Annotated in this window: 2 protein-coding genes; both read right to left on the reverse strand. The window is 64.8% G+C overall.

Annotated features, from left to right (window positions below; translation table 11 throughout):
• Positions 1-56: 56 nt before the first annotated feature.
• A complete protein-coding gene (locus tag WBV89_RS13455; protein ID WP_423981864.1) occupies positions 57-1106 on the reverse strand; it encodes an IS110 family transposase in 1050 nt (349 codons plus the stop codon).
• A gap of 625 nt (positions 1107-1731) precedes the next feature.
• On the reverse strand, positions 1732-1951 hold a 220-nt coding region (locus WBV89_RS13460), incomplete at its 5' end, for a dihydrofolate reductase family protein (RefSeq protein WP_423981865.1).

The following is a 1951-nucleotide window of genomic DNA, read 5'->3' on the forward strand; positions in this document are numbered from 1 at the left end:
ACCTGATGGTGTGAGCCGGTTCGAGAGAGCCAGACCCCGACCGACAGGAAGTGCGGTCAGATCGTGGTCGGGAGGGTCTTGTAGACCTCGCGTGCGATGTAGCGCTTCAACATGCGGGCGATCTCACCCATTGTCTTGCCGTCGCTGCTGCGCCGGGCGATGTAGTTGCGGGTGCGTTCGTCGTTGGCCATGCGGGTCAGCATGATCCGGTAGATCGCAGAGTTCGCCTGCCGGTTCCCGCCCCGATTCAAGCGGTGGCGTTGGGTCTTGCCCGACGACGCCGGGATCGGCGCAACACCGCAGAGGTGCGCCCACGCAGCTTCGGAACGGATGCGGTGTGGGTTGTCACCGGCAGCGATCAGCAGCTTGGCGGCGGTGTCGTAGCCGACACCTTTCATCTCGATCAGCGCGGGTGCGAACTCGTTGATCAGCGGACGCATCTCAGCGCTCAACCGGTCCTTCTGCTCGCGAACGAACAACGCCCGGCGGCCCAGCTCCCGCAGCGTCGACAAGGTGGTGAACCTCACGATGTCGTCATCGCTTCGCCTCGGTCGCAACGTTGCGCACGTGCGAGCCAACTTGATTGGCGACAGATCGAGGAAGCGAGCGCGGATCTCATCGGGCGCGCAGAACACGAGGTGGCGCATCTGGTTGATGATCGAGATCCACTCGTCGCCCGCCGACCGTCGAGCGACCATGATCACCCGGATTGCTTCGATCTTGCCGGTCCGCGACTTCGGGACACCCGTCGCCGTGCCGGTCAGCGCTGCTCGGGCTGCTGCGATTGCGTCGATGGAGTCGGTCTTGCCGGCGCGATGTCGGGCCTGTCGGTTGGGTCGGTCGACCTCGACGACCGCGATGCCTTTGCCGACCAGATGCCGACACACGCCAGCGCCGTAGGAGCCAGTTCCTTCCACTCCGACCAGGCGAATGGTTCCGAAGCCTGCGAGCCACGCGACGAGTTCGCGGTAGCCGTGGGTGGTGGTGTCAAACGTTTCGACGCCGAGGACGCCGCCGTTGGTGTCGACGGCGGCTGCGACGTGGAACTCGGAATGGGTGTCGATGCCGCCGGTGACGGTGATCGTGGGATTCTCTACGATGGTCATTGCCATCCCTTTTCAGTAGCTGTGAATGGGTTGGCACGCACCTGCCGGGACGGCGGCATCGCTGCGAGAACTGTTCCAGCAGTACTCGAGTTCAGTCGTCGCCCGACCGGTGGGTGCCGTTCCCGAACACGGCCGACCAGTCATTCTGAAGACAGCAAAGCGTCAGCCGGTTCACGAGTCAGACCAGGTCGGGAACGACGCCGAACCTACGTGGAAAGCTCAACGGTGATCGAGCCCCACGCACATCCGGTGCACCCACCAACCATCCTCCCTGCCGGTTCTGTGCTTGACAACGAGATGCATGGCTCCGTTGTTCTGCTCGCCCTCGAGCCGGCGTTTACGGGCACCCAAGACAGCCGAGGGGCCGAGTGTTATGTGACGCGGTTCCGTACGCGAGAGCTGAGCGCCGCAACGCCGAATCGGTAAGGACCCGAGGTCGCGCTCGCGCGTCGCTCTCGCGCAAGTTGCCTTCACGCAAGCAGGCACGTCGGCGCGGCCTACACCTAGAACGGAACCTCAGGTGACTTGGGACCGATTGGCGCCGTTGCGCATCATCGAGTTGCCCCAGTCGGCGCCCGACCGCTTTGCGTCGGTCAGCACCTCGGCGGCCATCTCGAGGGATCGGTCAACGGCGCACGCGATGGCGCAGGTGAAGTACCCGGTTGCCCTGAATCACGATGTCAGGATCCTCCAACAGGTGCTGCGCGTCGACCGATCCGAAGTAGCGCTTGCCGGACCCGAGCACGGCGGGTACGACGTCCATGCGCACCTCGTCGATGAGGCCTGCCGCAAGCACCTGGCCACCGACGTCGCCGGCGGCGACCTCGACGGTGCGGCCACCGGCA

Source organism: Ilumatobacter sp., assembly GCF_049588435.1.
Taxonomy (GTDB): domain Bacteria; phylum Actinomycetota; class Acidimicrobiia; order Acidimicrobiales; family Ilumatobacteraceae; genus Ilumatobacter_A.